General features: G+C 68.7%; 21 protein-coding genes. 8 read left to right on the plus strand and 13 right to left on the minus strand.

Features of this window, described 5'->3' with window-relative positions:
- The 3 genes from AC1DFU_RS05180 (at position 1) to AC1DFU_RS05190 (ending at position 2,689) form a co-directional block, all read left to right on the plus strand.
- On the plus strand, positions 1-651 hold the full coding sequence (locus tag AC1DFU_RS05180; RefSeq protein ID WP_441591296.1) for a malonate decarboxylase holo-ACP synthase: 651 nt from the start codon (positions 1-3) through the stop codon (positions 649-651).
- Positions 648-1,574, plus strand: a complete 927-nt coding sequence (mdcH, locus tag AC1DFU_RS05185; protein WP_441591297.1) for a malonate decarboxylase subunit epsilon — start codon at positions 648-650, stop codon at positions 1,572-1,574. Before AC1DFU_RS05180 ends, mdcH begins: the two co-directional genes overlap by 4 nt.
- A 143-nt stretch (positions 1,575-1,717) precedes the next feature.
- Positions 1,718-2,689 (plus strand): GGDEF domain-containing protein, encoded by a 972-nt coding sequence (locus AC1DFU_RS05190; protein ID WP_441591298.1) that lies wholly within the window; start codon positions 1,718-1,720, stop codon positions 2,687-2,689.
- Positions 2,690-2,699: 10 nt separating this feature from the next.
- On the opposite strand, the gene AC1DFU_RS05195 is transcribed toward AC1DFU_RS05190, so the two are convergent.
- From AC1DFU_RS05195 to AC1DFU_RS05230, 8 genes are all read right to left on the minus strand, one after another.
- A complete protein-coding gene (locus AC1DFU_RS05195; RefSeq protein ID WP_441591299.1) occupies positions 2,700-4,148 on the minus strand; it encodes an HDOD domain-containing protein in 1,449 nt (482 codons plus the stop codon).
- The gene (locus tag AC1DFU_RS05200; protein WP_441591300.1) at positions 4,145-5,935 is read right to left on the minus strand and encodes a putative bifunctional diguanylate cyclase/phosphodiesterase; all 1,791 of its coding nucleotides are present in this window, start codon (positions 5,933-5,935) and stop codon (positions 4,145-4,147) included. The genes AC1DFU_RS05195 and AC1DFU_RS05200 overlap by 4 nt, the downstream gene beginning before the upstream one ends.
- A 332-nt stretch (positions 5,936-6,267) precedes the next feature.
- A complete protein-coding gene (locus tag AC1DFU_RS05205) occupies positions 6,268-6,906 on the minus strand; it encodes a Vgb family protein (protein WP_441591301.1) in 639 nt (212 codons plus the stop codon).
- Positions 6,907-6,943: 37 nt separating this feature from the next.
- Positions 6,944-8,173: a helix-turn-helix domain-containing protein gene (locus AC1DFU_RS05210; protein WP_092293711.1), complete on the minus strand. Its 1,230-nt coding sequence runs from the start codon at positions 8,171-8,173 to the stop codon at positions 6,944-6,946.
- Between the two features lie 79 nt (positions 8,174-8,252).
- Positions 8,253-8,573: a hypothetical protein gene (locus AC1DFU_RS05215; protein ID WP_092293709.1), complete on the minus strand. Its 321-nt coding sequence runs from the start codon at positions 8,571-8,573 to the stop codon at positions 8,253-8,255.
- A 212-nt stretch (positions 8,574-8,785) separates the two neighbouring features.
- Complete coding sequence (locus AC1DFU_RS05220; protein ID WP_092293707.1) at positions 8,786-9,841, minus strand: GGDEF domain-containing protein; 1,056 nt, start codon at positions 9,839-9,841, stop codon at positions 8,786-8,788.
- 78 nt (positions 9,842-9,919) lie between these two features.
- On the minus strand, positions 9,920-10,753 hold the full coding sequence (locus AC1DFU_RS05225; protein WP_092293706.1) for an ABC transporter substrate-binding protein: 834 nt from the start codon (positions 10,751-10,753) through the stop codon (positions 9,920-9,922).
- A complete protein-coding gene (locus AC1DFU_RS05230) occupies positions 10,753-11,625 on the minus strand; it encodes a metal-dependent hydrolase (protein ID WP_092293704.1) in 873 nt (290 codons plus the stop codon). Before AC1DFU_RS05230 ends, AC1DFU_RS05225 begins: the two co-directional genes overlap by 1 nt.
- Before the next feature lie 327 nt (positions 11,626-11,952).
- On the opposite strand from AC1DFU_RS05230, the gene AC1DFU_RS05235 reads away from it, so the two are divergent.
- The 3 genes from AC1DFU_RS05235 to AC1DFU_RS05245 all read left to right on the plus strand — a co-directional run bounded on the left by AC1DFU_RS05235 (position 11,953) and on the right by AC1DFU_RS05245 (position 15,325).
- Positions 11,953-12,927: a Bug family tripartite tricarboxylate transporter substrate binding protein gene (locus tag AC1DFU_RS05235; protein ID WP_092293702.1), complete on the plus strand. Its 975-nt coding sequence runs from the start codon at positions 11,953-11,955 to the stop codon at positions 12,925-12,927.
- Between the two features lie 63 nt (positions 12,928-12,990).
- Entirely contained in the window at positions 12,991-14,361 is a 1,371-nt protein-coding gene (locus AC1DFU_RS05240; RefSeq protein ID WP_092293700.1) for an MmgE/PrpD family protein, read from the plus strand.
- A gap of 1 nt (position 14,362) precedes the next feature.
- Entirely contained in the window at positions 14,363-15,325 is a 963-nt protein-coding gene (locus AC1DFU_RS05245; RefSeq protein WP_441591302.1) for a D-2-hydroxyacid dehydrogenase family protein, read from the plus strand.
- Positions 15,326-15,342: 17 nt separating this feature from the next.
- Here the strand turns inward: AC1DFU_RS05245 and AC1DFU_RS05250 are convergent, their stop codons facing one another.
- The 3 genes from AC1DFU_RS05250 to AC1DFU_RS05260 form a co-directional block, all read right to left on the minus strand.
- Positions 15,343-15,684 carry a hypothetical protein gene (locus AC1DFU_RS05250; RefSeq protein WP_092293696.1) on the minus strand — a complete coding sequence of 114 codons (342 nt, stop codon included), beginning with the start codon at positions 15,682-15,684 and terminating at the stop codon, positions 15,343-15,345.
- 26 nt (positions 15,685-15,710) lie between these two features.
- Positions 15,711-16,010: a BrnT family toxin gene (locus AC1DFU_RS05255; RefSeq protein ID WP_092293694.1), complete on the minus strand. Its 300-nt coding sequence runs from the start codon at positions 16,008-16,010 to the stop codon at positions 15,711-15,713.
- Positions 16,011-16,311: 301 nt separating this feature from the next.
- On the minus strand, positions 16,312-17,775 hold the full coding sequence (locus AC1DFU_RS05260) for an MFS transporter (RefSeq protein ID WP_092293692.1): 1,464 nt from the start codon (positions 17,773-17,775) through the stop codon (positions 16,312-16,314).
- A 220-nt stretch (positions 17,776-17,995) separates the two neighbouring features.
- Here AC1DFU_RS05260 and AC1DFU_RS05265 point away from each other — a divergent pair, with 220 nt between their 5' ends.
- Positions 17,996-18,754, plus strand: coding sequence for an SDR family oxidoreductase (locus AC1DFU_RS05265; protein WP_441591303.1), 759 nt, complete (start codon positions 17,996-17,998; stop codon positions 18,752-18,754).
- Positions 18,755-18,774: 20 nt separating this feature from the next.
- Here AC1DFU_RS05265 and AC1DFU_RS05270 read toward each other — a convergent pair whose 3' ends face one another.
- Positions 18,775-19,314 (minus strand): ankyrin repeat domain-containing protein, encoded by a 540-nt coding sequence (locus AC1DFU_RS05270; RefSeq protein WP_369823408.1) that lies wholly within the window; start codon positions 19,312-19,314, stop codon positions 18,775-18,777.
- 90 nt (positions 19,315-19,404) lie between these two features.
- Positions 19,405-20,853, minus strand: coding sequence for a catalase (locus tag AC1DFU_RS05275; protein ID WP_441591304.1), 1,449 nt, complete (start codon positions 20,851-20,853; stop codon positions 19,405-19,407).
- Positions 20,854-21,118: 265 nt separating this feature from the next.
- Between AC1DFU_RS05275 and AC1DFU_RS05280 the strand changes: the two genes are divergently transcribed.
- Complete coding sequence (locus tag AC1DFU_RS05280) at positions 21,119-22,513, plus strand: selenium-binding family protein (RefSeq protein WP_441644566.1); 1,395 nt, start codon at positions 21,119-21,121, stop codon at positions 22,511-22,513.
- The last annotated feature ends 8 nt before the right edge of the window (positions 22,514-22,521 follow it).

Below are 22,521 nucleotides of genomic sequence, written 5' to 3' on the forward strand. Positions count from 1 at the left end.
GTGCCGGACGCTGCGCTCCCCCGCCCACTCCAGCCGCACGACCTGATCTGGCTGCGCGACGCCCCGGCGTTCGCGGCCAGCCAGCCGCTGCCGGCGTGGGTCGATGCCACGTGGCTGGCGGTGGCGCCCGGAGTGGTGCGGCGCGATCTGCTGCGCGATAGCTGCATCCCGGTGGGGCTGCGCGGCCGGCGGCGCGAGGAGCGCCACGCCACGTGGATCGATGCGTCCCAGTGCGATCGGGTGATGTCGCCGTTCGCCATCGCCGGGGCGGCGCGCTGGCAGGATCACCCGCGCCGACTGGCGCTCCCGGCGCTGCGCACGCTGGCGCGGATCGCCCCGCTGCTCGATGCGCGCGGCCTGCACTGGGGCGTGACCGGCGCGGCCGGGTTCACGCTCGCGTCCGGGCTCGATGTGCTCCATCCCGGCAGCGATGTGGACCTGCTGATTGACGCCGCCGCGCCGCTGGCTCAGGCCGACGAACAATGGCTGGCGGCGCTGATCGACGATTGCAAGGAGACGCGGCTCGATATCCAGATCGCCACGCCTCACGGCGGCTTTGCCCTGCTGGAGCGCCTGCGCACCGGCGGCCGCGTGCTGCTGAAGACCGCCACCGGCCCGGTGCGCTGCACGGACCCGTGGCAGGCGGCATGAGCACGCTGCTGACCTTCCCCGGACAAGGCGCACAGCGCCCCGGCATGCTCCACAGCCTGCGCGACCATCGCGCCGTGCACGAAACCCTCGCCCAGACCAGCGACGCGCTGGGCCATGACGTGATGGCGCTCGACACCGCCGACAGCCTGGAATCCACCGTATCGGTCCAGCTCTGCCTGCTGGCGGCGGGCGTGGCCACGGCGCGCGCGCTGATGGCGGACGGCGCCCGGCCGGAGGCCGTGGCCGGGCTGTCGATCGGCGCCTACGCGGCGGCCGTGGTGGCCGGCGCGCTGGCCTATGACGACGCGGTGCGGCTGGTGGCGCTGCGGGGCCGGCTGATGGCGGACGCCTACCCGCAGGGCTTCGGCATGACCGCCATCCTCGGGCTCGAAGCCCCGGCGCTGGAAGCCATCGTGACGCGGGTCCGGGCGACCGGTCTGCCGGTCTACGTCGCCAATTTCAACGCGCCGACGCAGTTGGTCATCGCCGGGGCGGACGTGGCGATGGCCCGCGTGGCGGCGCTGGCGCAGGAGGCCGGTGCGCATGGCGCCAAGCGGGTGGCGATCGCCGTGCCGTCCCACTGCCCGCTGCTGGACGATGCCGCCGCGAGCCTCGCACAGGCGTTCGCGCCGGTCACGCTGCGCCGGCCCACGCTGCGGCTGTTCAGCGCCAGCGCCGCGCGCGAGCTACGCGACCCGGCACGCATCGCGGCGGATCTCGCCGCCAACATGGCGCTGCCGGTGCGCTGGCACGAGACCATGCTGCTGGCGCGCGCCTGCGGTGTGCGGCTGGCGGTGGAGATGCCGCCCGGCAACGTGCTGACGCGGCTCGCCGGCATGGTGCTGCCGGAGGCGGTGGCCTGTGCCGAGACGCGGGCGGACAGTGTGCGCGTGTTGATGGACCGGGCCAGCCGGGGCGAATAGAAGGTGCTCCCGACCTCGCAAAAAATTGAAACAATCGGTGTGCACGTGGGCGGCAAGCCTGCAGGCGGCGTACGATTTGGCCGTTAACACAGGCACGATCCCTAGCCGCCGGGACCCGCCCGGCGCGCGCTCAGGAACCGCCCATGCAGCCGCCCCCGATTCCGCCCGATGAAACCCTGCGTCTCGCCACGCTGAGATCGCTCAACATCCTCGACACCCCGGCCGAGGAACGGTTCGACCGCCTGACCCGGCTCGCCAAACGGCTGTTTGACGTGCCGATCGCGGTGGTCAGCCTGGTCGATGCCAACCGTCAGTGGTTCAAGGCCTGCGAGGGCCTGGACCAGACCGAGGCGCCGCGCAACACCTCGTTCTGCGGCCACGCGATTGCCGGCGACGGCATCCTGCTGATTCCCGACGCCCGCCTGGACCCGCGCTTCCACGACAACCCGCTGGTCACCGGCGATCCGCATATCCGCTTCTACGCCGGCTGCCCGCTGGTGGCGCACAACGGCACCAAGCTCGGCACGCTCTGCCTGATCGACCGCCAGCCGCGCACCTTCGACGACGACGACCGCGCGCTGCTGCACGACCTGGCCCGCATGGCCGAGCAGGAGCTGGCCGCCGTGCACCTGGCCAGCATGGACGAGCTGACCGCGCTCTCCAACCGGCGCGGCTTCACGGTGCTGAGCCAGCATGCCATCGAGTTGTGCCGCCGGCTGGACCGGCCGGCCACGCTGGTGTTCTTCGACATGGACGGCTTCAAGCCGATCAACGACCAGTTCGGCCATGCCGAGGGCGACCGCGCGCTGACCGCGTTCGGCGCGGCGCTGCGGATGGCGTTCCGGGATTCGGATGTGGTGGGGCGGCTCGGCGGCGACGAATTCGCCGCGCTGCTGACCAATACCGATGCCGCCGGCTGTGGCGAGGCGCTGGCGCGCCTGCATCGAAACGTGGATGCGTGGAATGCGCAGAACGCGCGTGGCTACCGCCTGCGTTTCAGCGTGGGGCTGACCGAGTTCGATCCGTCCCGCCACGCCACGGTGCATGAGCTGCTGGCGCAGGCCGATGCGGCGATGTACGCCGACAAGGCCCAGCGCAAGGCCACGCGGCACTGATTCAGGCTGGTTAGGGCTCCGCGCGCTGCGGCGCGGCGCGCAGCACGCCGGCGGCGATCTCGCGCATCAACTCGTCCACGGCATTGAGTTCGGGCTCGCCGAGTTCCCAGGCGCAGCGCGTGGCGCCCCAGTCGCCATAGATCAGCGCGATGCAGCGGTTGCGCATGCGCACCGGCGCCAGCAGGATCGACTTCGCGTCCGGCAAGGCGTCGCGGTACCAGCGCGGAATCCGGTGGGCGATGCTCGGGTCGAACGCATCCTCGATCAGCAGCGGCTTGTCGGCCAGCCCGGCGAAGTGGAACACGTCGGGCACGAAGCCTTCCTCGAAGGACAGGGCCGTCAGCTTGTCACGCATGCCCTCGCCAAAGCCCAGCCGCGCGTGGAAGCGCTTGGTGGCCGGGTTCAGCATCATCAGGAAGCAGCGCGAGAAGTTCATCGCGCGCATCGTGGTTTCCAGCACCATCGGCGCCAGCTGGGACACCGACAGCCCGGCGCCCTCGCGCCGCACCTCGTCCAGCCCCTGGCGCAGCCGCCGCAGCATGTCTTCCGGATCGCTGCTGGCGCCGGCGGGCGCCGCCGCCTCGGCCGGGGCCTCGGCGCGGGTGATCGAGGTATTGAGCGAATCGGCCTGGCGCACGGCAATCGCCACGTCGCCGGTGGTCAGGCCCAGCATCTTGGCGTGGGCGGTGAGCAGGTCCTGCACCGACTCTTGCGTGCCGTCGCGCACCATGGCAGCGGCGGCCTGGGCCGAGACATGGGCGATGGCGGCCAGCCAGTCGGCATGGGTTTCCAGCACCGTGTCCGGCGACATCAGGCGCGGCTTCATGGCATGGGCGATGATCCCCGGCAGGCGCCACTTGCGCGCGGCGGCCTCGGCGATCTCCTCCATCGAGACGCCCAGCACCTCCTGGCAGGCCTCGTTCTCGGTCATCGGGTGCGTGGCGCACATCGCCTCCACGCGCTCCCACTCGTCCGGGAAGTAGAACACCACCAGCAGCCGGCTCATGTGGTGCATCAACGTGCAGACGACCGCTTCCTCGCCCTCGTTGATGCCGCGCGCATGCGACAGCGCCCGGGTGATCTCGCCCGCCACCAGCGCGCGCTGGAGCCCCTTGGTGGCTTGCGGGCGCTGCGACGCCACGCCGTGGAAGTAGTCGAGCAGCTGGATGCCCAGCGTCAGGTGGCTGATGGCCTCCACGCCGAGCACCAGGATGGCGCGGGACACCGTGGTGACCTCGCCGCCGAACGAGCGGTACATCGCCGAGTTGGCCAGCCGGATCACCTTCTGCGACAGGCTGAAGTCGGACAGCACGCTGGTGGCCATCTCGCCCACGGTGAGATCGCCGTTGAGCGTCTGGAAGATGTTGTCGACACAGTACTGCAGGGTCGGGAAGTCCCCCTGCTGCGCCATGCGGTTCCACAGCGACTCGAAGAATTGTTCCTTGGACAGCATGGTCATCCAGCCACCTGCCGCGAGAACACTTCGTCGCGGCCCAGCATCAGGCGGCCGTCCGCGAGGGCCTGCTCGAAGTCGAGCGGGCTCAGCGCGCGCGCGTAGCGCCAGCCTTGCACGAGGTTGCAGCCCTGGGCGGCCAGCAGCTCGCCCTGCGCGTCGGTTTCCACGCCCTCGGCGATGGCGACCAGACCCAGCTCGCGCGCCAGCGACAGCACCGCCGAGACGATGGTGCGCGCATGCGGGGAATCGACCATGTCCGCGACGAAGCTGCGGTCCACCTTGAGCGCGGACAGCGGGAAGCGGCGCAGGTAGGAGAGGCTGGAATAGCCGGTGCCGAAGTCATCCACGGCAAAGCGCAGGCCCAGCGCGCGCAGGGACATCAGCAGGTCCTCGGCGGCCTTGGGGTCGGTCATCAGCGCGCTTTCGGTGATCTCCAGCACCAGGCGGTCGGCGCTGATGCCGGCGTCCTGGATGGCGTTGCGCACGCTCTCGAAGAACCCCGGGTGCAGGAACTGCACGGCGGAGACGTTGACCGACATATGGCCGACCTGGAGCCCCTGGGCATCCCACGCGGCCAACTGGGCGCAGGCGCAGCGCAGCGCCCAGGCGCCCAGATGCTTGATCAGGCCGTTCTTCTCGGCCACGGGAATGAAGACGTCGGGGCGGATGAACTCGCCCGCGTGGTCCCAGCGCATCAGCGCCTCCACGGCGCAGACCTCGCCCGTGGCGGGCCAGACGATGGGCTGGTAGTGGAGCAGGAATTCGCCGTTCTGCACCGCCTCGAACATGCTCTGCTCGATGCGGAACTGCTCGTCCAGCCGGCGGTCCAGCTCGGGCGAGTAGACGCAATAGCGGTTCTTGCCCAGCGCCTTGGCCTCGTACATGGCCAGGTCGGCGCGGCGCAGCCAGTGCGACTCCGACTCCGGCTGGACGTTGCCGGACGCGGCCGACGAGAAGGCCAGCCCGATGCTGGTGGTGATCCGCACATGGCAGCCGCCCAGCAGGAAGGGCTGGCGGCAGACGTGGATCACGCGCTCGAGAATGCGGATGGCCTCGGCCTCGGACTCCAGGCCATCGAGCATCAGCACGAATTCATCGCCACCCAGGCGCGCCACGCTCTGCTGGGAGCGCACGGTGTCCTGCAGGCGGGCGCCGACTTCCTTGAGCAGCGCGTCGCCGAACTCGTGGCCGAGCGAATCGTTGATGTTCTTGAAGCCGTCCAGGTCCATCAGCGCCACGGCGAACGGCACGCGCGCGCTGGCGGCGCCGGCCATGTACTGCCCGATGCGCCGACGGATGAAGGCCCGGTTGCCGACGCCGGTCAGCGGGTCCAGGAAGGCGCGGGCGTTGAGCTGGCGCTCGTTCTCGACCCAGTCCGTGACGTCATGGCCGAACAGCAGCAGGCTCGCCGGGGTGTTGCCCTCGCCGGGCTGGTGCGCGATGCGCAGGTCCAGCCAGCCGCCGCCGATGCCGCCGGCAAAGCGCACGCGCTCGCGGCGGGCGGCGCGGTCGCGCGCGCAGGCCTGGAGCAGGGCGGCCACGCTATCGCGCGATTCCGGGGCGATGACGTCGAGCACCGACGTGCGCAGCAGGTATTCGTGGGGGTATACGAGCAGGTCAGCCGTGGCTTCGGTGGCCTGGAGGATGCGACCCTGGACATCGACCCGCATGGCCAGCGCGCCGGAAGCTTCCAGCAGCGCCCAGGCCTCGCGCCCGGCAGGGCGGTCGCCGGCAGTCCCGCTTTCCGCGGGCTCCGGCGCCAGGGCAACATCATATGCAAACGAGGTCATGTCTTCCTCAGCCCGGAATCCCCTTGGACGCTGGCCTGATAACTGTTGAGTGGGTCTCGATGGGTAACGCGTGTTCTGGCAGGCAGATCGGAACCAGTCCGGGGCCTTCCCGCACCCGGAACATGACCACTGGTTCTGTTGCATGCCGAACGGATCGACACCGGCGATTCTAATACGAGCCGGCATCAGGCTGAACGCCGCGCGGGGCAAGGAATGCGCGGCGTCGGCGCCGCTACAACAGGCGCGCGGCGCCCGGGGGTGGGCGCCGGTGGGGGGATTGACATCGCAACGAAAATGGCGCTTTGTGCGCCGCGGGCTTTCAGCCCCGTTTGTCAGCCCTTCCGTGGCCGGCGCACGGCGCGCAGCTTGCCGCTCGTGCCGCCGCCGCAGAAGAACTGGTCGGCGCCATCGGACTCCAGCCCGGACACGCCCACGCCGGCCGGCATATCCAGCCGCTCCAGCACCTCGCCCGAGGCCGGATCGACGCGCCGCAGATCGCTTTCCTCGCTTTCCCAGGTGCCATGCCACAGCTCGCCGTCCACCCATGTCACGCCCGTGACAAAGCGGTTGGACTCGATGGTGCGCAGGACCTTGCCGGTCTCCGGGTCGATCTGGTGGATCTTGCGCGCCTGCCACTGGCCCACCCACAGCGTGCCTTCGGCCCAGGCCATGCCCGAGTCGTTGCCGTCGCCCGGGGCGGGGATGGTGGCCACCACCTCCCCGGTCTGCGGGTCGATTTTCTGGATCTGGCGCTCGGCGATCTGGTACAGGTGCTTGCCGTCGAAGGCGGTGCCGGCATTGGCGGTCACGTCGAGGGTGCGCAGCGTCTGGCCGGTGGCCGGGTCGAGCACGTGGAGCGCGTCGCCCGAGGCGAACCAGACGCGCTTGCCGTCGTAGGTGACGCCGTGGACGGCCTCGACGCCGGGGAAGGGGCCGTATTCACGGAGGATTTCAGCGGGCTGTCGTTTCATGGGTGGATTCCCTCGTTGGTTGAAACATGCCTTCATCCTAGTGATTCGGCAGCGGGGTGGGGAGTAACAAGGTCGTCGTGAATCCGGGCACGGGGGTGCTCAGCCAGCGCCGGGCGCGGCCCCGGCCGAACGCCTCAACCTTGCCGTCGGCGGCCAGCGCGTCCAGCGCGCGCTGGGCGGTGCGCTGGCTGGCGCCCAGCGCCAGGGCGAGGGCGGAACTGGACCACGACTCGCCATCGCCCAGCAAGGCCAGCACGGCACCGTGCTTTTCCTCGACCGGCCGCGCCAGCACCACCACCTGCCGGGCGGGCGGTGGCTCCAGTGGCACCAGCGCGAAGCCGTCCGGGGTGGCCTCTACCCGCGCCAGCGCGCCCAGCATCGCGCGCAGCCGGCCGATTTCCACGCGCAGCCGCGCGCGGTGGGAGCCGTCGATATGGCGGGTACGGAAGGCCCGGGCGATCAGGGCGTCCCGGGGCACATCGGCCGGCCAGGCTTCGCCGAGCGCCCGCGCCAGCGTCAGCAGCACCGGCCGCCGCGCCAGCGAGATGGCCGTGCCGTCGGCCTGCACGACATGACGGCAGCCATCGATCACCAGCGCCTTGGAGGCTAGCAGCGCCTCCACCTCGTCGAGCCGCAGCGGCCAGTCGCCGTCCGGCGTGATCTGCCGCGCGGCGGGGGCGTCGAGCAGCCGGACGGCCTGCTCGACCTCGGCCGAGAGCCCGGGAATGGCGGCCTGGCGCGCCGCCTGACTGGCCCGGGCGAGGGCCTCGCGCGCGGTCTGGGTGCGCAGCCGGCGCAGGGCGATGCCGGCCACGATCAGTTCGTGCGCGGCGCGCGAGGCGGGTGGGAAGGGGGTGGGGTCGAGCGTGGCGAGCGCGGCCTCGGCGGCATCGAGCCGGCCAATCAGCAGCAGATGGCGGATTTCGAGTTGCCGGGCGTGGGCGGCATTGGCGAGGTCGCCGTGCGCCGCCAGCGTGGCCTGCGCGGCGCCGAGCGATTTGGCTGGCCAGCCGAGATCGCGGGAAACCAGCGCGATCTCGGCTTCGGCCACCACGCAGCGCGCCCGGGCCACGGCCTCCTTCTGGCCGAAGGCGCGGGCGGCGCGGCGCACCAGCAGCCGGGCACGCGCGAGATCGCCAAGCTGGGCCATGGCGATGCCGCGCAACGCCAGCGCCGGCGCGTCCTCGCGCAGGGCCACGCGGTTCAGCGCGCCGAGCGGGTCACCCGCCGCCAGCGCCCGCGCGGCGGCGGTAATCAGTGCGTCCATCCAGTTCCGCCAGGAAATGGGTCATGGACGGCACACTATCACGCAAGTTACGCAAGCCGCTGGCGCAGGCGGGGGGCAGTCAAGCCAGCGCGCCATCCGTGTAGACGTCGAACTGGCGTGACGGCTCGGCGGACACCCCACGCCGGTCCATGCCCGACAGGAAACGCGAGCTGTCCTGGTCGCGCGAGGGCGGTGTCACGTCGCGGGCGCCGTCGGTGTAGACGTCGAAGCGGCCACGGGCGCCGTCGCTGTAGACATCGCGCGAATCGACGCGGAAGTTGTAGCCGTATTTGTCGCCGGCGAACAGGCTGTCACGCGGGCTGGCGGCCTGGGCAAGCTGGGCGGCAAGGGCGGTGGCGATGGCGACGCCGATGAGGAAGGGAAGAAAGCGGTAGTACATGGGTCGAACTCCGATTGGGACAGGGTAGGAAGGGCAAGGAACGCAATCGCGCGTTCCTCCCTTCCTACGCAGGGGCCGTGCCAATCGAAAATCTCGCCCGAATGTGCCGTGGCTGGCGCAAAACCGCGCTATCGGGCGCCTGGCTGGCGGGTGCCAGCCAACAGGTGCGGCGCGTGCCGATGGCCGTGCGCCAACACCCGTTGGGGGTAGGTTCAGCGCGAGTGCGTCCGGAAGCCTTCGCCCTGCATGCCGGCCCGATCCACGGCGGCGATGCGGTTCCGGCCATTGTCCTTCGCGTGATACAACTGCGCGTCCACGAGGTTGATGAAGGCAGTGGGCTCCGCGCCCGGCACCGGCAGCGTGGTGCCCACGCCGAAGCTGGCCGTTACGCGCTGTTCGTAGGGGGAGCGCAGGTGGGGGATGGCCGCGTCGGCGATCATCGTGCGGCAGCGCTCGGCAATCGTCACGGCTGTGTCCGCGTCGGTGCCCGGCAGCACGGCCACGAACTCCTCGCCGCCAAAGCGGCCCACGAAGTGCTCGGCGCCCACCGCATCGGCCAGCAGCGCCGCCACCTTGCGCAGGCAGTCATCGCCCTGCAGGTGGCCGTAGTAGTCGTTGTAGGCCTTGAAGAAATCCACATCCATCAGGATCAGCGACAGCGGCTTGCCGGCGTCCTGCAGGGCGGCCCATTCGCGTTCGACCACGGTGTCGAACATGCGGCGGTTGCCCACGCCGGTCAGCCCGTCCGTGAACGAGAGCCGCTCCAGCTCCTTCTGCAACTGGGCGAGCTGTTCCTCGGTGCGCTTGCGTTCGCTGATGTCGAACATGAAGCCGATCAGCGACTCCACCTCGCCGCTGGGCTTGCGCACCACGTGGACCACATCCCGCAGCCAGACATAGCCGCCGTCGCGCGTGAGCGCCCGGTAGTCGGCCTCGTGGTCGGTGCCCGCCTGCGACTGCGCCACGCAGAAGTTCACCACGGCCTCGCGGTCGTCCGGGTGCATGCGGTCGGCCCAGTCGTTGACGGTCTTCCAGGACGACGGCGCCCAGCCGAGCAGCGCCTCGATCTGCGGGCCGATATAGGCGAATGCCATGGTCGCCCAGTCGATCTTCCACGGAATGGCCTTGGTGGACTCCAGCAGCGTGCGGTACACGGCGCTGTCGTCCTCGCCGACCATGCGCCCGGCCGGCGCCAGCGATTGTTCGTGCCGCAGGAAGGCGGCCTGGAGCGGGTGTTCGGGGTGATCGGGCTGGTCGGGCTGGCTCATGGAGAGGGAAAAGGGCGGTGGCGGAAGCCGGGAATTATGTGGGGAATCGATTAAGGCCGATAGCAACTGGCGATAGCGTCAGGGCTGCCGGGGCGGCGCCACGCCCGCCCCTTCGATGCGGTGCCGTTGCAGCGCCGCCGCCACGAAGCCGCTGGCCTTCATCTCCTCGATATAGCTGCTCAGCCACGCCCGCGCGGCGGTGCGGCCCTTGGGCACGCCCATGGCCTGCTCGATGACCATGAAGCGGCCCGGCAGCAGCCGCACGCCGCCCACGCGCCGTGCGTCGGCTTCCAGCTGCTGCTTTACGCCGGCCGCCACGTCGAGCCGCTCGGCCAGGAACATGTCCGTCACGGCGGGGGAGGTCGGCGCGCGCACCAGCGTGGCCGCCTTGATCTCGCGCGTGAGGAACAGGTCGTAGGCGCTGCCCCGACCCACCACGATGCGCGTGCCGGGGCGGTCCACGTCCTCGTTGCGCTGCAGCGCGGCGTCGTTGCGCACGAGGTAGGCGCCTTCGATGATCACGTAGGGCGCGGTGTATTCCATGTCCGCCGCGCGCACCGGGTCGATGGCGACGAAGGCCAGATCGACCTGCCGCCCCTTCACCGCCTCCACCACGCTGCCTGCCGACTGGAACGCCACCAGTTCCAGCGGCAGGTTCAGCCGGCGCGCGGCCTCGCGGGCCAGGTCGACGGACACGCCCTGAAGCTCGCCGTTGGCCGCCCGGCCCGCCAGGATCGGGTTGCCGAGGTTGATGGCGGCGCGTAGCTTGCCAGTGCCGCCGAGTTCCGTGGCGGCGGCGCGTGCGTCCGGGTTGCCGGCGGCTGCCGGTCCGCCCGGCGTGGCACAGCCGGACAGCGCCAGCGCGATGGCTGCGGCGCCGGCGGTGCCGATCAGGCGTCGCGTCCGGTTCATCAGAAGTCCACCTTCTGGCCCGGCTCCGGCACGATCACCTGCGTGCCGGTGGCCCCCAGCGCGGCCGTGAACTGAGCCGGCGTGCCGGCCAGCTGCGGCGTGGTCAGGTAGTGCATCGGGATGGCGTACCTGGGCTTGATCATGTCGCGCACGGCCACGGCGGCCTCTTTCGGCCCCATCGTGAAGTGCCCGCCAATCGGAATCAGCACGAGGTCCGGCTTGATCATCTCGCCGATCATGCGCATGTCGCCGTACAGGCCGGTATCGCCCATGTGCCAGACCTTGAAGCCGTTCTCCATCTCGATGATGTACCCGACCGGTTCACCGCCGTAGTGCACTTCATCCTTGTTCGTGGCCGGGTTCTTCCAGACCAGTTCGGACGAGTGCTCGGCGTGGACGGCGGTGATTTTCGGCCCCTGCGGCCCGAACGGTGCCACCGTGCCGCTCTTGTTGAAGCGCTGCGACATCGCCGCCGGCACCATGCCCAGCGCGACCAGGGTCTGGCCCATGCCGCCGCCGTTCCAGATCGGCGCGTTGTTGAGCTGCGACAGCGCCGCGGCGTCGCCGAGGTGGTCGCCGTGGGCGTGGGTGACCAGGATCAGGTCGATCTTGCCGAGCGCGCCCAGCTGCTTGAAGTTGGCCGGCGTCTTGGGATTTCCGGTCAGCCAGGGGTCGATCATGATGACCTTGCCGCCCGGCGTGGTGATGCGCATGGCGGCCTGGCCGAGCCAGAGCACTTCGGTCTTGCCGGCGGTGATCTGCCCCGGCGCGGTGGGCTTGGGCGCGTCGGCGCCCGTGCCGGAGAGGGTCGATGCGCAACCGGCGAGTCCCGCCACCACGGCGGCACAGAGGAGCGTGCGGAGTCTTTTCATGGTCGTCCTTGCTTGGATGTGTGACAGCGGTGAATGACGTCTCTAACCCTGCCACCCATGAGCATGGACATGATCGGGGCGCGGGCTGGCGATGTGGAGTATTCGCAGGCCGCCGGTCCGTGTCAACTCAGGGTGCACCATGACGACTCCCCATTGATGCACACCATGCATCAATCGAGAGGAAATTTGCAATTCACAGACGCGCGGCGGGCGTCCATGATGCGTTCAGCCAAAGCCAGGGCCCCGCCGGCCCAGCCGGCCATCGGCCCCATCCCGAAAAAAAGGCACCCGGTACGCTTCCCGCGGTGTCATGCAAGTGGAGGAGACATGAATGCCACCCGCCGCAGCCTGCTCAAGGCTGGCGCGATGCTGCTCGCCATGCCCGGCTTTGCCGAGGCGCAAGACCCGTTTCCCAACAAGCCGCTGCGCTACGTGGTGCCGGTATCGGCCGGCGGCGGCTCGGACCTGATCGGCCGCACCGTGGCGGACCGCTGGGGCCGCGTGCTCGGCCAGTCCATCGTGGTCGAGAACCAGGCCGGCGGCGGCGGGGTGATTGCCTGCCAGATGACCGCCAAGGCCGCCCCGGACGGCTACAGCCTGATGCAGGGCTACGTCGCCACGCACGGCACCAATCCCGCCACCCGCAAGGTGCCCTACGACCCGCTCAAGGACTTCACCGCCATCGGCATGATCGGCGGCACGCCCAATGTGCTGGTGGTGAGCGCCGGCGTGCCGGCGTCCACGTTGGCCGAGTTCATCGCCTATGCGAAGAAGTCCGGCGCGGTGGCGTACGGCTCGTCCGGGCCGGGGTCGCTGACGCATCTGTCGATGGAGTTGTTCGCCCAGCAGGTCAACGTGAAGATGACCCACGCGGCGTACCGGGGCATTGCCCCGGCGTTCAACGACCTGATTGGCGGCCAGACGCAGGCGATGTTCCCGGGGCTTTCCGCCGCGCTGCCGCATATCCGCTCGGGCCGCGTGAGGCCGCTGGCCGTGACCGGCCACGCGCGCCACCCGCTGCTCAAGGACGTGCCGACGCTGGAGGAAGCCGGGCTCAAGGGCTTCGACGCCCAGCAGTGGTACGGCGTGGTCGGCCCGGCCGGCATGCCCGCCGATATCGTCGCCAAGCTCAACAGCTCGCTCAACACGGTGCTCAAGAGCCCGGACCTGGCTGACAAGCTGTCCTCGGAGGCGCTCCAGCCCACGCCGATGACGCCCGACCAGTTCCGCCGCTATATCGCCGACGAGGTGAACCGCTGGAGCAAGCTCGCCAAGGACCGCGGCATCCATCTCGATACCTGACCGGCTCGGCTGCCTGCAAGCCAGCCCCCATTTTTCGATTCACTGAACAAGGACCCCTATCCCATGGCACGCAATACCCATGTCGCCGCCGACCACAACGCCCCGCCGGTCACGCGCATCCTCGGAAAATTCGTGGCCACGCATCCGTCGCAAGGCTGGAGCCGCGAGGTGGACCACGAAGCCCATCGTACCTTCATGAACTGGCTGGGCTGCGCCGTGGGCGCCGCCGGGCATGAGTCCGCCGTGGCCGCGCTGGCCGCCGTGGCGGAACTGCAGCCGGCGCCGCAAGCCACCGTGCTGGGCCGCCGCGACAAGGTGGACATGGCCAGCGCCGCGCTGGTGAATGGCATTACCTCGCATACGTTCGATTTCGACGATACGCACCTGAAGACCATCATCCACCCGGCCGGCCCGGTGGCATCCGCCGTGCTGGCGCTGGCCGAGCACACTGGCGCCAGCGGCCGTGCCGTGACCGATGCCGTGGTGCTGGGCATCGACGTGGCCTGCCGCGTGGGCAACGCCATGTACCCGGACCACTACGACCGTGGCTGGCACATCACCGGCTCCACCGGCATGCTGGGCGCGGCGGCAGCCTGCTCGCGCCTGCTTGGGCTGGACGAGGACCGTACGACGATGGCGCTGGGCATCGCCGCTTCCCAGCCGGTGGGTCTGCGCGAGCAGTTCGGCACCATGACCAAGCCGTTCCACCCGGGCGGCGCGGCGCGCGCCGGGCTGATGTCGGCGCTGATGGCGCGGCACGGCTACACGTCGAGCGCGAAGGCGCTGGAGGCACCGCGCGGCTTCATGCAGGTGATTTCGGCCAAGACCGACTGGAACGAGATTACCGACGAGCTGGGCAGCCGCTTCGAGATCTCGTTCAATACCTACAAGCCGTTTGCCTGCGGCATCGTGATCCACCCGAGCATCGACGCCTGCGTGCAGCTGCGCGAGCAGGGCGTGAAGGCCGAGGACGTGGAGCGCATCGAACTGCGCGTGCACCCGCTGGTGCTGGAGCTGACCGGCAAGAAGGAGCCGACCGATGGCCTGCTCGCCAAGTTCAGCGTCTACCACGGCTGCGCGGCGGGCCTGATCTTCGGTCGCGCCGCCGAGGAGGAGTTCTCGGACCACATCGTCACCCGTGAGGACGTGGTGGCGCTGCGCCGCAAGGTGGTGGCGACGGCCGACGCGAACGTCGACGAGGCCGCTTCCATCGTCAAGGCCGTGCTCAAGAACGGCCGCGAGATCGCGGTGACCGTGGAGCACGCCATCGGCTCGCTGCAACGCCCGATGACCGATGCCAACCTGGACGCCAAGTTCCACGCGCTGGCCGACCCGGTGCTCGGCGCGGCGCAGGTAGCCAAGCTGATCGATGCCTGCTGGAAGCTGGGCGAGACCGCCAACGTCGGCACCATTACCGCGCTGGCGCGTCCGTAACATGGCGCGCCCCCGGATTGCGGTACTGGGCGACTACGAGCGCGCCCTGACCCGGCTGGCGGACTGGTCGGCCATCCAGGCGCAGGCGGACGTGGCCTTCCACCACGCCCCGCTGCGCGGGGAGGCGCTGGCCGCCGTGCTGCGCGAGGTGGAAGTGCTGGTGCTGGTGCGGGACCGCACCCCGCTGGATGCCGCCACGCTGCGGATGGCCGAGCGGCTGCGCTACGTGGTCTTCACCGGCACGCGTAACACCACGCTCGACGTGGAGGCGCTGCGCGCGCGCGGCATCCCCGTCGCCAATACGGAATGGGGGCCGTCCAAGGAGTCCACCTGCGAGATGACGTGGGCGCTGATTTTGGCGGCCACGCGCCAACTGGAGATGCAGATGGCGACGATGCGGCTCGGCGGCTGGCGGCCGGCGGAGGCGCTGCCGCTGCCCGGCGTGCTGCACGGCGAGCGGCTGGGCCTGATCGGCCTGGGCGAGATCGGCAAGCGCGTGGCGCGTGTCGGCAAGGCGCTCGGCATGGAAGTGGTGACGTGGAGCCCGCGCATGACGCCCGAGCGCGCGGCGGCAGAGGGGGTGACGGCGGTGAGCCTGGAGGCGCTGCTCTCCACCTCGCGCGTGGTCAGCCTGCATCTGGTGCCGACGGCGGAAACCACGCGGCTGATCAACGCCGAGCGGCTGGCGCTGATGCGGGCCGACGCGCTGCTGGTCAACACCTCCCGCTCGGCCCTGATCGACATGGAAGCCCTGCCGCGCGCGCTGGACCGCCATCGCCCTGCCATGGCGGCGCTGGATGTCTTCGACGTGGAGCCGGTGCCCGCCGATCATCCGCTGCGCGGGCGTACGGATGTGGTTGTTACGCCACACACGGGGTTTGTCAGCGAGCCGGTGTTCACGATGTTCGCCAAGGGCGTGGTCGGGACGCTGGCATCGTGGCTGGAGGCGCAGGCCGGTTCGTAGAGCGCGCCAAACCTTGGTCAGGCCGCCTTCGGCCGCTTGGGCTTGCTGTCCCCCTGCTCGGCCGCGCCACGCCGCCGTTCGTTGGCGTACTTGACCGCGAGGCGCTTCATTTCTGCTTCCGCAAAGCGGCGCAGCGCCTCGCGCATGAGCGGCTGGTAGCCCATGCCGTGCTCTTCGGCGAGGAACTTGAAATCGCTGATCAGCGATTTTTGCAGGCGGATCGACACTGCCTGCAGGCCAAGCGCCCGGTCCAGTGCCGCGGATTCGTCGGGTGCGACGACGGCGTGTGCCTCGTCCTCCCCGAGGTCACCCTGCTCCCACGCTTCGACGGTTCCCGGAATTTTCTTGGCGTTGCTCATGTGCTACTCCTGTTGCAAAGGTTGATTCATGACCGCCCGGCCAGGCACATGCGCCGGTAGAACGCCACGGTGGGCAGTGCCGGTTCATACGCGGTCTTGAGAAAAATAGTGTCGTCCCTTCTGACGTAGACGATCTTGAGCATGCGGCCAGTGTCCGTCTTCGCGCAGAACCAGTGCGTGGGCGGGTCCGAGGCGTGTTCCTCGCGGTCATCCACGAGGATCTGCCCCACCCGGTTTGCAAAGGCTTGCCGGATCTCCACATCGCGAATGCCGCCGTGCTTCGCCACAAGCTTCTTTGCGATGGCTGGTGAGATGACGATCTTCAAATGCTACCCCCTATTTGTATATACGGCAATACGCTTGTTGGGCGAGTTAACCGTGTGGTCAGGGGGCGCGGCGTCGCGTTTTACGCGATTTCTTGGGAATGATCTGGTTTGAAGTGATGCTGTGTTGGCATCTTGTCGTATATACAGAATATGGGCAATGGCCACTATGCCCACTGTCGGCAACACCCCACGGTGTGTGTCCAAAATGTAAAAACCCCACGCTCTCTCAAGCGTGGGGTTTCTTTTTGGCGCAGACCTGTGGGGAACCTACCGGCTCCCCATCGGCGGGCGGATCGGCAAATCAGAAGTCTTCGGCGTCCACGTCGTAGTTGGCCGGCTCCCAGCGGATGGCCAGCAGGGCGACCAGGCCGGCCAGCGGGGCCAGGGCGATGACCCAGAACACCTTGGTGCTCAGCGCGGCGGCCAGCACCGGGAACAGGAACAGCGATGCCGTGGAGCTGGCGCGCATCAGCGTCTGGTTGAAGCCGACGCCCACGCCGCGCAGCGACGTCGGGTAGCTCAGCGAGGCGTAGGTCATGGTGTGCGCGCCCGGGCCGAAGCCCTGGCCCAGCAGGAACACGGCCAGGAAGGCGATGGCGGCGACCACTTCGGGGGCGCCGTGGGGCTTGCCGACCAGCGCCAGGCCGATCAGCGCGGCGAGCTGGAAGGCGTAGCCGGTCACGGTCAGCTTCCAGGCGCCGGTCTTCGGCACCAGGTGCACGCCGATCAGGCCGCCGACGAAGGCGAACAGCAGGTTCAGCGCCAGCGAGACCAGGATCGTGGTCAGCATCGACTGCGCCAGGAAGCTGGCGATGATCACCGGCAGGCCGAACGCCACGGCGTTATAGGCGAACGACGAGGCAATCGACATCACCGTGGCCAGCACCGTGCGCCGCGCGTACACGCCCTTGAGCAGCAGCCCGTAGTTGCGCCAGGAGGCGGGGCGCTTGGGCGGCTCGGCCACGGCGTCCGGGGCCACTACGGCGTCGATGCCGTAGGACTGGCGCAGGATCTTGGCGGCGCCTTCCAGGTCGCCCTGGTTGGCGGCCCACACCGGCGATTCGCTCATGTAGCGGCTGCGCACGGCGATGATGACCAGCGCCGGCACGGCGCCGAAGCCGAGGATGATGCGCCAGAGCAGGTTGCTGTGCGATTCCGGCAGCACCGAGTAGCAGAGCAGCACCAACAGATAGGACACGCAGATGGCCGCGTACCAGGTCGGGCACCACATCGCCACCCGGGACGCCTTGTTGCCCTTGCCCTGGAGCTTGGAGAACTCGGCCAGGAAGGCCATGGCGACAGGGAGGTCGATGCCGACCCCCAGTCCCATGACGAAGCGCGCGCCGGCCAGCACGTATTCGTTGGGGGCAAACGCGCAGGCGATGGCGGCCACGACGAAGAACACCATGTCGGCCATGAACACGCGGTAGCGGCCGATGCGGTCGGTGAAATAGCCGCCCAGGAAGGCGCCGACGATGGCGCCGAACGTGATGGCCGATGCCACCATGCCGGTGCCGGCGGGCGACAGGTTGAATTCGCGGGTGACGTCCTTCAGGCCGAAGGCCAGGGCGCCGAGGTCATAGGCATCGAGGAAGATGCCGCCCAGCGCGATGGCCACGACGATGCGGGCATTGCTGACGGCGGCGCCGCCCTGGTTGACCAGCTTGGCCACATCGGCGGCGGAACGGATGGTCGCACGGGCGGGCGCGGCCGCCTGGGCGGCGGCCTGCGTCGCGGCGGGCGACAGGGCAAGATCGGCAGACATTGATTGGGGGCGATTGAAAGAAAATTGCGCGTGGACCGGGCGCAATCGGCCCTGTCCGCAAGAAAAGACTGCCGCATGCTACGGGAAGGCGCCCCGCCGGCCAAATGCTTTGTTGTTATATCTTTAGATCATCACGAAAATGCGACGCCGGGAATGGCTCCCAAGGCATTTTCAGGCGCGTCGGACTATCATCGGCAGCTACGAAAACAGGAGACAAGGCATGACGCAAGGAAGCAAAGTCGCACTGGTCACGGGCGCGGCCCGGGGTATCGGCAAGGCCGTGGCGCATGCGCTGCTGGCCGACGGCTACCAGGTGGTGCTGGCCGGCCGGACCGCCGCCACACTCGAGGCGCTGGCGGCCGAAGCCGCCGCCGCTGGCCAGACCGCGCTGGCCGTGCAGTGCGATGTGAGCGACCCGGCCTCGGTCGACCAGCTCTACGCCCGGGTGCGCGAGCGCTTCGGCCGGCTGGACGTGCTGTTCAATAACGCCGGCATCAACGCCCCGGCCATTTCCATCGATGAACTGTCGGTCGAGCAGTGGAAGGCCGTGGTCGATACCAATCTGACCGGCGCCTTCCTGTGCGCGCGCGGCGCGTTCGCGCTGATGAAGTCGCAGGACCCGCGCGGCGGGCGGATCATCAATAACGGGTCGATTTCGGCCCACGCCCCGCGCCCGAACACGGTGCCCTACACGGCCACCAAGCATGCCATCACGGGGCTGACCAAGAGCCTGTCGCTCGATGGCCGCGCCTGGGACATCGCCTGTGGACAGATCGACATCGGCAACGCCGGCACCGACATGGCCAACCGCATGGCGCGCGGCGTGCCGCAGGCCAATGGCGAGATTCGCCCGGAACCGCTGATGGATGTGGCGCACATCGCCAGTTCGGTCCTGCACATGGCGAACCTGCCGCTGGAGGCCAATGTGCAGTTCATGACCGTGATGGCCACCAAGATGCCGTTCGTCGGCCGTGGCTGAGCCAGATTGACCGATAAGACCTAGTGGTGCGGCCCGCCCAGCTGGGTGGCCGCGCGGCCGGCGCCCATGACGGCGGCGGCATCGGCGGCGGAGAGGCCGCGGTGGTCGCGCGCGTCCGGGTTGGCGCCGTGCGCGATCAGCAGATCGACGATTTCGGTGCGATTGAACATCGCCGCCGTCATCAGCGCGGTGCGGCCGTCCGGCGAGGCTCCTTCCACATCGGCGCCATGCGCAAGTAGTGCTTCGATCACTTCCCTGAAACCCTTGAACGCAGCGCCTGCCAGCGGCGTCTGCCCGGCCGCATTGCGCAGGTCCGGCGAGGCGCCGGCCTGGAGCAGCGCCAGCACGGTGTCCACATGACCGTGGTAGGCGGCCAGCATCAGCAGGCTGTCGCCCTTTTCGTTGCGCAGGTTGGCCGGCATGCCGCGCGCGATCAGCGCGGACAGCGCCGCTGCGTCGCCCTGGCGCGCGAGGTCGAATACTTCGCCCAGCGCGGCCACCATGCGGGATTCCTCTTCCGCCGTCATGGTGCCGGTGGGTGGGGTCGATGTCTGGTCCATGGCATTGTCCTGTTGTCCTGTCCTGCGGTGTCCGGGGAGCCCGGGGCCGCAGCCCCGGAGTGCCCGATCGTCCGGTAGCCCGGTTAGCGCTTACTTCTGGCCTTCGATCCGCTCGATCGCAGCCGCCACGCCATGGCCGTAGGCCGGGTCGGCCTTGGTGCAGTGCTCGATATGGCGCTGCTGGATATGGCGCGACACGCCCTTGATGGCGCGGGCCGTGTTATCGAACAGCACCTGCTGCTGGGCCGGCGTCATCAGTCGGAACAGGTCGCCCGGCTGCGAGAAGTAGTCGTCGTCCACACGATGGTTCCAGTGGTCGGCGGTGCCTTCCAGCGTCAGCGGCGGCTCGCGGAAGTCCGGCTGCTCCACCCACTCGCCGCGCGTGTTCGGCTCGTAGGAGGTCTTGCCGCCCTGGTTGTCGTCGATGCGCATGCGGCCGTCGCGGTGATAGCTGTTCACGAACTTGGCGGCCTTCGGCGAGTTGACCGGGATCATCGAATGGTTCACGCCCAGGCGGTAGCGCTGGGTGTCGCCATACGAGAACAGGCGGCCCTGCAGCATCTTGTCCGGCGAGAAGCCGATCCCCGGCACGATGGTCGACGGCGCGAACGCGGCCTGCTCCACCTCGGCGAAATGGTTCTCGGGGTTGCGGTTCAGCTCCATCACGCCCACTTCGATCAGCGGGAAGTCCTTCTTCGACCAGATCTTGGTCAGGTCGAACGGGTTGACGCGGTACTTGCCCGCCTCGGCTTCCGTCATGATCTGGATGTACAGCTTCCAGCGCGGGAACTCGCCACGCTCGATGGATTCGTACAGGTCGCGCTGGTGGTGCTCGCGGTCGCGGCCAGTCACCTCGGCGGCTTCGGCGTCGGTCAGGTTCTGGATGCCCTGCTCCGTCCGGAAGTGGAACTTCACCCAGTGGCGCTCATAGTTGGCGTTGATGAAGCTGTAGGTATGGCTGCCGAAGCCATGCATGTGGCGCCACGAACTGGGGATGCCGCGATCGCTCATGACGATGGTGACCTGGTGCAGCGCCTCGGGCAGGCCGGTCCAGAAGTCCCAGTTGTTGTCGGCGCTGCGCAGGCCGGTGCGCGGGTCGCGCTTGACGGCGTGGTTCAGGTCGGGGAACTTCAGCGGGTCACGCAGGAAGAAGACCGGGGTGTTGTTGCCCACCAGATCCCAGTTGCCTTCCTCGGTATAGAACTTCATCGCGAAACCACGGATATCCCGCTCGGCATCGGCCGCGCCGCGCTCGCCAGCCACCGACGAGAAGCGCAGGAACAGCTCGGTTTTCTTGCCGATTTCGGAGAACAGCTTGGCGCGCGTGTACTGGGTGATGTCATGCGTGACCGTGAACGTGCCATAGGCGCCCGAGCCCTTGGCGTGCATGCGGCGCTCGGGGATGACCTCGCGGTCGAAGTGGGCCAGCTTTTCCAGGAACCATACGTCCTGCAACAGGGCCGGTCCGCGCGGACCAGCGGTCTGAATGTTCTGGTTATCGACGACGGGCGCGCCGAAAGCGGTCGTAAGCTTGTTCATGACAATTCCTTTGTGGGCAGGGGGTGTTGAAAGCACTATCGCAGAACGACTACGACAAGTCATATCGTATTGATCAATAAAGGCGATAGGTGTCAGTCTTTTCGATCCGCGATTTCAGCAAATTAGGAGAACGCCTATGGTGCAGAGAAAGGGTCGATACCCGCCATAACACCTTGGGATAGGCCGTCTGAACCCAAGGATCATGGGCGTCACATGGGCCGGCCATGTCCTATAGTTCAAGCCCGCAGTCCACCGGAGGCGAATCATGGCCACCTGGAAGCCCGACCCGAGCTTTTACCCGTCTCCGCGGCTGGCCGCCAAGGCGCCGCCCGAGACCCTGGCCTACGTGGCGATGTTCGACCCCGGGCGCCAGCAGCCGGACGGCATCGCCGTGGTGGACGTGGACCCCGACTCGGCCACGTACGCGCAGATCGTCGGGCAGGTGACCATGACCCATGCCGGCGACGAACTGCATCATTTCGGGTGGAATGCCTGCTCGTCCTGCCTGTGTCCCAACGCGCCGCATCCTCATATGGAACGGCGCTACCTCGTGGTGCCGGGCCTGCGCTCCTCCCGTATCTATATCCTCGATACCGGCCCGGACCCGCGCCAGCCCGTCATCAGCCGGGTGATCGAGCCCGAGGAACTGGCCGAGCGCACCGGCTACAGCCGCCCCCACACGGTGCATTGCGGCCCGGGCGGCATCTATGTGACGGCGCTGGGCAATGCCGAGGGCAAGGGGCCGGGCGGCATCGCCATGCTGGACGCCCAGAGCTTCGACCCGCTCGGCCAATGGGAGGTGGAGCGCGGTCCCCAGCATTTCGCCTATGACGGATGGTGGCACCTGGGCTATGACACGCTCGTGACAAGCGAGTGGGGCACGCCGGACATGATCGAGGACGGCCTGGTCGCCGACATCCTGCTCGGCGCGCGCTACGGCCGGAAGCTCCATTTCTGGGATTTCACGGGGCGCAAGCATCTTCAGGAGATCGATTTCGGCCCGGACTACCAGCTGGTCTTCGAACTGCGCCCCGCGCACGACCCGACCAAGGCGTACGGCTTCGTCAACTGCGTGCTGTGCCTGAAGGACCTGTCCTCGTCGATCTGGACCTGGTACCGCGATGGCGACAAATGGGCGGTGAAGAAGATCATCGACATCCCCGCCGAGCCGGCCGACCCGGACCAGCTTCCGCCGATGCTCAAGGGGTTTGGCGCGGTGCCGCCGCTGGTCACGGACATCGACCTGTCGATGGACGACCGTTTCCTCTACGTGTCCTGCTGGGGCACAGGGGATTTGCTCCAGTACGACGTCTCCGACCCCTTCGCCCCGAAGCTGACCGGCAAGGTGCGGATCGGCGGCATCGTCTCGCGGGCCGGGCATCCGGGCGCGCCGGGCCGCAGCCTGAACGGCGGCCCGCAGATGGTGGAGGTCAGCCGGGACGGCCGGCGCGTCTATTTCACCAATTCTCTCTATGGCGCGGTCGATCCGCAGTTCTACCCCGAGGGGCTGGACGGCTGGATGGTCAAGCTCGATGCCGCGCCCGACGGGGGCATCGCCTTCGATCCGCGCTTCTTCCTCGATTGGCCCAAGAGCCATCGTCCGCACCAGGTGCGCCTGCAGGGCGGCGACTGCTCCTCGGATTCCTACTGCTTTCCCTAGCCTTCGCG

It is taken from the genome of Cupriavidus sp. 10L45 (assembly GCF_056395225.1).